The sequence below is a fragment of the Ruminococcus sp. RTP21204st1_B2_RTP21204_210225 genome, from assembly GCF_040914135.1.
Lineage (GTDB): Bacteria > Bacillota > Clostridia > Oscillospirales > Ruminococcaceae > Hominimerdicola > Hominimerdicola aceti.
The window spans coordinates 1-9,993 of record NZ_JBCPGA010000061.1; the positions used below are offsets into that span (position 1 = coordinate 1).

General features: G+C 46.4%; 3 protein-coding genes and 1 tRNA gene. 2 read left to right on the forward strand and 2 right to left on the reverse strand.

The features are described from left to right. Positions 1 to 318 (forward strand): transposase (locus AB5123_RS13070; RefSeq protein ID WP_368364922.1); only part of this gene is annotated, 318 nt, incomplete at its 5' end. A 517-nt stretch (positions 319 to 835) separates the two neighbouring features. Here AB5123_RS13070 and AB5123_RS13075 read toward each other — a convergent pair. Continuing rightward, the gene (locus AB5123_RS13075; protein WP_368364923.1) at positions 836 to 6,604 is read right to left on the reverse strand and encodes a DUF3320 domain-containing protein; all 5,769 of its coding nucleotides are present in this window, start codon (positions 6,602 to 6,604) and stop codon (positions 836 to 838) included. Positions 6,605 to 6,839: 235 nt separating this feature from the next. On the opposite strand from AB5123_RS13075, the gene AB5123_RS13080 reads away from it, so the two are divergent. After that, on the forward strand, positions 6,840 to 9,590 hold the full coding sequence (locus tag AB5123_RS13080; protein ID WP_337812581.1) for a glycoside hydrolase family 3 C-terminal domain-containing protein: 2,751 nt from the start codon (positions 6,840 to 6,842) through the stop codon (positions 9,588 to 9,590). A 146-nt stretch (positions 9,591 to 9,736) separates the two neighbouring features. Here the strand turns inward: AB5123_RS13080 and AB5123_RS13085 are convergent. Then, positions 9,737 to 9,813: transfer RNA gene (locus tag AB5123_RS13085), tRNA-Met, on the reverse strand. Positions 9,814 to 9,993 lie beyond the last annotated feature (180 nt).

Consider the following 9,993-nt stretch of genomic DNA (forward strand, 5'->3'; position numbering starts at 1 on the left):
AAGCGCAGAGAGTATCTCGGGAATTATTTCAAAAACGGCGACTGTGCTATTTCAAACAACGCAGCGGAAAATGCGATCAGGCCGTTTACTGTAGGCAGAAAGAACTGGCTGTTCAGTGATACTCCGAACGGAGCAAAAGCCAGCGCTGATATATACAGCATCGTTGAGACAGCAAAAGCGAACAGGCTTGATGTGTTCAAATACTTTGAATTGTTGCTGACAGTACTTCCGAGCATGGAGTTTCTGACCAATCCGGATATTCTGGAAGAACTGATGCCGTGGAATGAGGCTACACAGAAGATCTGCAAATTACCGTGAAATATATCCCCGAGTTTCGGACTCGGGGATCTTTGGTTTTAGGGAATGGGGGATTATTGGGCGGGTACGATATAACGGCTAAGAGCATTGCCACTATCAGGACGGTTTCTTTTTTAGCGAAAGTGATCGCTTTGTTTATGTTTTTCATTTTATCATTTCCTGTCGTTTATTCATATGATAAAATTATATCATGAAAATGATATTATTACAAGATTTTGAGCTGTTTTAAGAAAAAAACTTGACAAGTTTAAATAGCCAAGTTATGAAAGAGAAAAAGAAAAGTTCTTTTGCAGTTCTTGAAATGGTGTTTTTTATCGCTGCGCTAATGTGTTCTCACAAGGCAGCGTTCATGGTGCAGGCTAACATGAGAGTGAGCCTGAGGCGCTTAAAAAGGCTAACGGTATCTACAAGCACATGGTTGAGATGCAGATTTGCTCGGAGAAATGGAAATACTGATATGAATAGAAACCACCGCTGGGAGGAAAACTCTCAGCGGTGGTTTTGATTTGTTTGCGTATTATTTTGCGGAGATGTTTCCGCTTTCTGATTTTTTGATAAGACCTGCGGTGAGAGCTTTTTTCAGGGTGTAGCTTATTACGCTCTCCGTTATGCCCACAGCTCTTGTGTAGCCGAATTTCTTGGCTGTTTCTCTTACGAGGTCGGTTTCTGAAAGGCTTATCTGCTGGCAAAGCACTTCTTTCACGGCGTTTATTATCTCCTCGGAGGGGATATCCTCCATGCTTCGCTTGTTGGTATCGTCGCTTGTGCGATAGATAGAATAGCTTTCAGGGGATTGCCCCTCTTTCCAAAGGAAAACTCTGTTTTCATCGGCTGTGGCGAATGGTGAAACGCCTTGTGCGGCATCGGCAAAGATGCTTTCCACTCTTGAGCCGCTTCGTGTTATGCCCCATGCGGTGAAAACTTTTCTCATGAAAAGCTTCTCACTTATTGGTGCTTCGACAGCGATCATCTTTTCGGCTGTTTCCCTTATTTTCTGCTTGTTTTCGGGCTTATAAAAGTCATCAGATGTACCCATTATGCCAATATCTGCGGTCACATAGGGCTGTGCAAAGGCTGATGTGAGGGCGGAAGCTTCTTCTTTTTCAAACTGCGATGTGGAATAGACGGCAGGCTTTGAGGGGGGAGCGGTTTCGGCTTCATGCTTTGGTGCGCTGTCTATGGCGGCTTTTATGTTTTTAAGCACTCGGTCCTTATCGTCAAACCAATCGAGCGTCCACACTCTCAGGATATTCCAGCCAAGACCGTTAAGCACGCTTGGCTGTAGGATAAATCTATCCTGTGCAGTTGAGCTGTGGAGAGTGTTTTCACCATCAAGGAGTATGCCCAAGAGATACTCGTTTTCGTTGTCAGGGTCGATTATGCCGATATCAACTTTGAACTCGGAGCTTCCGATGTTGCATTTCACCCCATAGCCAAGCTCTTTTATGGCTTTTGCGATACACTCTGTTACCGTGCTGTCGCTTGTGCTTTTTGTGGTGCTGTGGGCTGTTACGGCAAGCTTTCCACGCTCGGCAAACTCCAGAAAGCCTTTAAGTCCTGCAACGCCCTCGGATCGTGTTCTTGAAAGGTCTATCTGCTCAGGACGGAGGACAGAGTAGACTATCATGGCTTTTCTTGCACGGGATATTGCTACATTAAGTCTTCGCCAGCCGCCGTCACGGTTGAGAGGGCCGAAGTTCATTGAAACCTGTCCCTTTTCGTCAGGACCATAGCCGACGGAGAAGAGTATAACGTCACGTTCGTCGCCCTGAACGTTTTCAAGGTTTTTAATGAAGACCGGCTCTGGTGACTTTCTGTCAAGTTCTTCAAGCTCAGGGTGGTTTGCCCACTCTTCACAGAGCATATCGTCAATGAGATTTTGCTGAACGGAGCTGAATGTTACAACACCTATGCTGTCATTGCGGAGCTTTTCATCGCTCATTCGTCTTATTATCTCGTCAACAACGGCTCTTGCTTCCGCCTTGTTCTGCTTTGTTCTGCCCTTGTCATAGTGACCCTCGGGGTGGATAATGCTCACCTTTGAAATGAGGTCGTTATGGGACGGGAATGTGAGAAGCTTATTGTCATAGTATTTCATGTTGCTGTAGGCAATAAGGCTCTCGTGGCGTGAACGATAATGCCATTTGAGATACTGCTGCGGCATGGAGATAGCAAGGCAATCGTCAAGGAGGCTTTCAAGGTCTTCTTTTTCGCTGTTTTCTTCGTCTATCCGATTTGAGGAGAAGAAGTTTGTTGGTGGGAGCTGTTTAGGGTCGCCCACAATAACAACGTTCTCGCCCCTTGCGATAGTGCCTGCGGCTTCGGCTGTTGGCAGCTGTGAAGCTTCGTCAAAGATAACAAGGTCGAATTTCGGGAATGACGGGTCTATATACTGTGCAACTGATATGGGGCTCATGAGCATACAAGGGCAGAGCTTGCGGAGAAGATTTGGTATCTTATCGAAAAGGCTTCTAAGTGACATCATTCTGCCGTTGCTCTTTATGGCACGTTTGAGTATGCCCATTTCAGAGGTGGAAGCGCAGGCTGAGCCTTGGGCAGGTATTTTTGCAGAAAGACGAGCCAAAAGCTCCTGTATAGTCAGGCGTGAGAATTTGTCGAGAGTGTCTTTGAACTGTGTGATAAGGTCGTTTGCACTGTTACTGCTGAACTGGCTAAGACGTTTATCGCTGTTTATTATCATAAGTGCAAGCTGATAGTTTAGCGTGCAGGAGAATGCTTTTTCTACGTTTTCGCTGTCAACATTGCCTGTGCGGTAGCTTTCGCTGACACCTGAAAGTCCGTTGTCTGAAAGCTCTTTGTCAACACTGTTGAACTGGGCAGCGTATCTAAGCTTATCTGCGTTTTCGGCATAGGTATTAAGCTTTTCTGCAGATAAGCCAAGCCAATCTGCACTTGCTTCTATGGCGGTCATGTTGGCTGAGAAGCTGTCCTCAAAGGCTGAAAGCTTTTCAAGGAATGAGGAGAGAGCCTGTCCTTCAGAAGTGCAGTTTGCTTTTCCGATAGTCTGAGCCATTTGTGCAGGGTCAGCACCCGCTTTCTGCTTAATGGCATTCATAATGCTGTCGGTTTTTGAAACGGCTTTTTCAAGGACATTCCAATCGGTCTGCTCGTTCATGTAAATACCTGTGAGAAGCGCTGTTACATCTGACGGCAGGCTTCGCAGGAAGTCTTTCTTTTCGCTTATGGTGCAAAGCTTATCGAGAATTTCACCAAGGTTTGCTTTTGTAACGGAAGCAGGGTCTTTGGCGTGGAGCTTTAGGCTTTTTACAAGCTTGCCAAGTTTCATGGCTTTTGGCAAAAACCAGCTTTGCTCTGCCTGCTTATAGAGCATTTTCGATTCTGACGCAGGAAAGTCAAAAATGCTTTTTTCAAAATGGCTGAGGATATCGGTGCAGAGAGCGGTATACTCTTTTCCTACGGCAAGAGTATCTTTGATCTTTTGCAGGGTGATATCATAGTGAGGTGCGCAGAGAAGTCCGTCAAGAAGTTCACCATCAGCGGTGGAAGCTTTGTATATGTCAGAAAGCATTTTTACTGCTGTCTTGTCAAGGTCACCGCTGTAGCTATAAGCCTGTGCGAGAGTTTGTGCGCACTGAGAGGAAGCGGTGGCTTTTTGGGCAAGGTCGGCGGCTTCAGTGTGGAACTTGTCACGCTGTTCCATAGAATATGATGTAATGCCGATATCTTTAAGTGGGAAGTCGGCAAAGTCGCCTGTTTCGGCTATGGCTATTGAATATCTATGCACAAGGTCGCTGAAGCGGTCGAGAGTTTCTTTTGCCACGTTAGCGAAGATGTCTTTTGAAACTGATAATTTGTCTTTTTCGGATATACTGCGCTCATAGGCTGATATAGCTTCATAAAGGGTCACACCACAGTTACGCTTTTCGTGAAGTGCGGTTATGGTATCGTTGAGCTGGGCTTTCTGAGCTTTGAGCCTTGCGGCTTCGGCTGAATACTCCTCGGGAGATTTTATTTTGCCCACTTCAAGGGCTTTGTCAAGCTCTGCAAGGACAGTGGTCTTGTTTGTTTTATTGGAGTGGAGTTCAAGGCAGAACGGGTCAAGCCCTAGGTTTGCAAGACGTTTCTGCACCACGTTGAGGGCTGCCATTTTTTCGGCAACGAACAGCACGCTTTTATCATTATAGAGGGCGTTTGCTATCATATTTGTGATAGTCTGAGATTTTCCTGTTCCCGGAGGACCGTGGAGGACAAAGCTTTGTCCGCTTCCTGCTGCGGCAATGGCGGCAAGCTGTGAGGAGTCTGCACTCATCGGCACTGCCATGTTTTCAAGGTCAAGGTCGGAATCTATATTCTCAGGGGTTATGCTTATATCCTCGGGGGCATAGGTGAGAGAGCCAGCCATAAGGCTGGACACCACCTTGTTTTGGCTTATCTCCTCTGAGCGGTTGCGAAGGTCGTTCCACATTACGAACTGGCTGAACGAGAACAGACCGATAAAGGCATATTCCTCGATGTTCCAACGCTTTTTGCCCATGACAGCCTGACGGATAGTATTGAAAACAAGGGGCAGGTCTATGCCGTGTTCGTCAAGTGGGAGAGGGTCAAGGCCTGTGATACTGATGCCATGGTCTTGGCGGAGATATTCAAGAAGTGTGACGTTTATCTGAGTTTCTTCCTGTCTGCTCCTTATTACATAGCCCTTATTTCGTGTGTTGCGGACGATATCTATAGGGATAAGCACCAAAGGGGCATAGCGTGGCTTTTCGGAAAGGTCGCTTTCATACCAGCGGAGAAGTCCCAGAGCGAGGAAAAGGGTGTTGCTGCCGTTTTCCTCCATGCTCACCTTTGCGGAGCGGTAGAGGCTTTTAAGGGCGGCGTCAAGGTCGGCTTCATTAAGGAACGTTCTTATGCGGTTGTTTTTGAACTCGTTCTCGGCGATATTTGTCACAAGGTCCTTTTCGTTCTCAATAGCGAATATTTTTGCGTCACGAGTGGAAACTGTCCACTCGGTAGGTATTTCCATGATACGGAAGTCACTTCCGCTTGCAAGCTCGTCCTCAAGCTTTCCAAGGTCGGCGGTCATAAGCTGCATGGTGTTCTTTGTGACACGGAAGTTCAAAAGAGAATTTCGCAGGCTGAAATCAAGAAGCTTTCTTTCCCATATGCGCATTTTTGTGACGGGCTTATCGTTGCCCTCTGCCACTTTGCCAAGAAGCGAGCTGTTAAGCTCGGAGGGGGCGAGAATCTCTTTTGGCTTGTCGGATTCTTCGGCAAGCTGCATACCTGAATAGGTTTGCTCGGGACGCAGAGGGATAGGTCTTATGCCACTTCCACGGGTGCGGATAATGTCTATGACGCATTGGAATTCCATGTTGCTTATATGGTCTTTGCCGTGTTTCATGGCATGGTCGAAACGCTCGACATCGTGAACATTGCTGTCAACAAAGTCTGTACACTCCACAAGGAGCATTTCTTCGGCATTTTCTGCAATGCGCTTTTCGATGGCGGAAACATCGTCAACGCAACAATCTGCGAAAGTTTCGTTTTCAAGCCAACAGCCGCAGAATGCGTGACCTGTCATGAAAAACAGCAGAGGGTGAAGTCCCACCGCTTCAAGGCAGGCGGCATAAAGCACCGCAAGGTCAAGACAAGTGCCCATTTTTTGCTCCAAAACCTTATGCGGCAGGCGTATCCTCTGACCTATGACCTCATAGCTTGCAGGGGGATCGTTGTAGACTATTTTCTGCTGGACGAGGGCGGCAAAAATTGCTGCCATTTGAAGCTTCACGTTGTTTGGGTTGTTGGTCTGATAGCCTGTGAAAGAGGGGTCGCCTTTCCACTTTTTCAGGAACGTGGAAGCTTCATGAATAACTGGGGAGAGCGCAGGGTGATTTGGCGTAACAAATGCGGCTATCATCTCAGGCATTATGTTCAAACCGCTCCACTGATCGCAGGCGAGAAGCTCTATAGTGTTCTGATAGGTGAAGATATTTTCACCATTTTGAAGCACCTCGATGGTGATATTGCCCACCATTTTTTCTGTAAGAGAGAAAAGAAGATCTGTGTTGGTAGATATCCTCACGGGGGATATCTCGGCAGAACTTTTTGCGGGTATAGAGCCGATATGATATGTAAATTCCTTTGCAAACTCAGGCTCAAAGGTTATTTTAAGTCCGATATTCTCAAGGGCTTCCTCTGAATTGTTATTTACTACAAGGCTTCTTATGACAGGGACATAGTTTTGCTGCATGGCAAAGTTTATAGATGCGTTTATGTGTCCGCCGACAGTGACGATATTATCCACTTTTACCCCTCCGACAATAATTTTTTTAATAAGGAACACCGAACAAGGAGCGTGCGGTGCAGTCATATATACTCATTATAGCACAAATAAACACATTGTGCAATATTTTTCCTGAGGACAGGATATGCTATATAAAAAGTAAATCCATTGTTCATAGTATCTTTATTGAATAGGTGGGAGGGTTGTGCTATAATACACTTTGAAATTCAATAGAAAATTTGGAAAGGTGAAAGCTATGGAAAGAATACTTGATTGGAACAAATATCTTGATACTGCGGCGAAAATGGTTTCTGAGGGAATCGTTATGCTCAAAAATGATAATAATGCTCTGCCACTTGATACAGACAAAGAGGTGGCTGTTTTCGGACGCATACAGTTTCATTATTATAAAAGCGGAACAGGCTCGGGAGGAATGGTGAATGTTACTAAGGTAGTGAACATTCTGGACGGGCTTATTGATAACGGCGTAAAGGTCAATGAGAAACTTCTTGACACATACAGAAAATGGGACAAGGAAAACCCATTCGACTTAGGCGAGGGCTGGGGCGGAGAGCCTTGGTCGCAGAAAGAGATGCCACTTGACGAGGGGCTTGTCAAAGAAACTGCAAAAAGCTGTGAAACTGCCATTGTGATAATAGGCAGGACGGCAGGCGAGGAGCAGGACAACAGGCTGGAGGCAGGCTCTTATTTGCTAAGCGATGACGAGATAGCTATGCTCACGGTGGTGAGAAAGCATTTCAAAAAAGTTGTTTTGCTTCTCAATGTGGGAAATATCATCGATATGACCGACATAAACAGAATTGCCCCTGACTCTGTGCTTTATGTTTGGCAGGGGGGAATGACAGGCGGAAAGGGTACGGCAGACGTTTTGACAGGAAAGGTAAGCCCAAGCGGAAAGCTTCCTGACACTATCGCATACAAGGCGTCGGACTACCCTTCGGACGCTAATTTCGGCAGGGAGGAAAACAGGGATATTTACGCTGAGGATATTTATGTGGGATATCGCTATTTTGAGACTTTTGCTAAAGACAAGGTGCTTTATCCGTTCGGATTTGGCCTTTCATACACTGGGTTTGAGATAAAGACGGAAAAGGCTGAGATAACAGAGGGGGCTGTGAAGCTTTCTGTATCGGTGAAAAATATCGGTTCTTACAAGGGCAAAGAGGTAATAGAGGTCTACTGCGAAGCTCCGCAGGGAAGGCTCGGCAAGGCGGCTAGAGTGCTTTGCGGCTTTGAAAAGACTAAGGAGCTTGTACCACAGGAAGAGCAGGTGTTTGAGATAGCGGTGGATATCGCAAAGCTTGCTTCTTATGACGATTCGGGTGTGACGGGCAACAAGTCATGCTATGTGCTTGAAGCAGGGGAATATAAATTCTATGTGGGCAGTGACGTGAGAAGTGCTGAATATGCTTGCAGTTTTGAGCAGGGTGAGGATCTGGTAACAGAAAGGCTCACTCAGTCGCTTGCTCCTGTGGAGAGTTTTGAGAGGATAAAGCCTGTTTGCGAGGGCGGAGCTTTCAGCATTGGCAGAGAGGCTGTGCCTGTATCTGAGGTAGACGAAAGTGCAAGGCGTTTGGAGAAGCTTCCGAAAGAGATAGCATACACTGGTGACAAGGGCATAAAGCTTTGGGACGTTAAGAACGGCAAGAACACAATGGACGAATTTATTGCACAGCTTTCAGACTATGACCTTTCCTGCATTATAAGGGGTGAGGGCATGGGAAGCCCTAGGGTCACGGCTGGTACGGCTTCGGCGTTCGGGGGAGTGTCGGAAAATCTCAATGGCTTTGGCATACCTGCTGGCTGCTGTTCGGACGGTCCGTCGGGCATGAGACTTGACTGCGGCACAAAGGCTTTCAGCCTGCCGAACGGTACTATGATAGCTTCTTCGTTCAACAAGGAGCTTACAAGTGAGCTTTTCACTTTTATGGGGCTTGAAATGGCGGCTAACAAGGTGGATTGTCTGCTTGGCCCTGGAATGAACATTCACAGACACCCTTTGAACGGCAGAAACTTTGAGTATTTCTCGGAAGATCCTTTTCTTACTGGCAAAATGGCGTCGGCTGAGTTAAAGGGCATGGCTGGTGCAGGGGTGACAGGTACGATAAAGCACTTCTGTGCGAACAATCGTGAGACAAACAGGCATTTTATCGACTCAGTGGTATCGGAAAGAGCGCTCAGGGAGATATATCTAAAGGGTTTTGAGATAGCGGTAAAAGAGGGAGGAGCTTCCTCTGTTATGACCACATATGGCAGAGTAAACGGCTTGTGGACGGCAGGAAACTTTGACCTTAACACAGTGATACTTCGTGAGGAATGGGGCTTCAAGGGCTTCACCATGACGGACTGGTGGGCGAACATAAACGTTCGTGGAAAAGAGCCTGACAAGACGGATTTTGCAGCTATGGCCAGGGCGCAGAACGATGTTTACATGGTTTGTCCTGACGGAGAAAAGAATGACGATAACACGCTTGCTGCCCTTGAAAATGGCGGTATAGAGAGGTGTGAGCTTCAGAGAAATGCGGCGAACATATGCGGATTTCTTCTTCACACTAATGCTCTTAAGCGTGCGGAGGGTATAGGAGATACTGTCAAGGTGATAAACCGAGAGGACGAGGAGCAGGAGGACGACAAGCCTGTACAGTTTTACAAGGTAGACCGTGACATAACTCTTGACCTTAGTGATGTTGACACAAAGAAAGGCACTTCTTATAGCTTTGCTCTTGACCTGTCAAACTTCGGTATTTACAGGGTGATAGTTACGGCAAGCTCTACACAGAGTGAGCTTGCGCAGATACCTATGACGCTGTTCAGCATGGGAACTGCGGTGGGTACGTTCACGTTCAACGGCACTGGCGGCAAGGCTGTTTCAATGGAAAAGGAAACGCCTATGTTCTCACGCTTCACAACTTTCAGGATATACTTTGCGCAGAATGGGCTTGACCTGCACAGTATCAGGTTTGAGCTGACGGACAAGGAACGTTGATTTAAGGCTGGCGTTACGTTTTGTGCAAGTGAATAAACAGCAAGATCGGTCAGTAGATCCAAAATGGGATTACTGGCCGATCTTTTTGTGGTATTTGTCGGTGATTTGGGCATAAAAAAAGGACTATCAAACGATAGTCCTAAAATTGGTTGCGGGAGCTGGATTTGAACCAACGACCTTCGGGTTATGAGCCCGACGAGCTACCGAACTGCTCCATCCCGCGATATTTTACTGCTTTTTTACTGCTCTCTCCTGAGTGCTTATTTATTATATCACAAATGAATGTGAATGTCAATACCTTTTTTGCAATTTTTTTATTTTGACTGAAATGTAGGTTTGTCAATCATATTGGACACTATTATTAAGAAATTCGATAGGCGAAAACCATTTGAGGGGACGCATA

Excerpts from the sequence above, each read along its gene's own strand:
- AB5123_RS13080 (WP_337812581.1), top strand. The coding sequence starts at position 6,840 with ATGGAAAGAATACTTGATTGGAACAAATATCTTGATACTGCGGCGAAA.